This is a genomic window from Faecalibacterium sp. DFI.5.82 (genome assembly GCF_029076575.1).
Classification (GTDB): domain Bacteria; phylum Bacillota; class Clostridia; order Oscillospirales; family Ruminococcaceae; genus Faecalibacterium; species Faecalibacterium duncaniae.
Map to the genome: position 1 here is coordinate 1 of NZ_JARFIS010000672.1, position 304 is coordinate 304.

General features: G+C 53.3%; 1 protein-coding gene. It reads right to left on the reverse strand.

Features of this window, described 5'->3' with window-relative positions; genetic code table 11:
• The coding region (locus P0G09_RS18385; protein ID WP_275253391.1) for a hypothetical protein at window positions 1-304 on the reverse strand (304 nt) is incomplete at both ends.

A 304-nucleotide genomic window follows, 5' to 3' on the forward strand; every position in this document is an offset into this window, starting at 1 on the left:
CAGAAGAGTTCCCTGTTTTGAGAAAAGAGCTGTGACCTTTTCTGTCACAAGAGCCGGGTGGCATCCCTTTTTCCAAAGGAACTGCTTCCATCCGCTGAGGCCGCATCCCGCATGGGCCGGTGATTTCTCCATGAACAGGAACTCCAGAAACTGTTCTCCCGAAGCCGGATGAATATCCTGCAGGTCGGCCTTCCATACCACCGAATGTCCTGCAGGGCAATCCGGCAGAGAGAGCTCTCTGATTTCCCGACAAACACCATTTTCCAGCAGGCGCAGTTGAGCTGCAAAATCTCTCAGGTTCAGC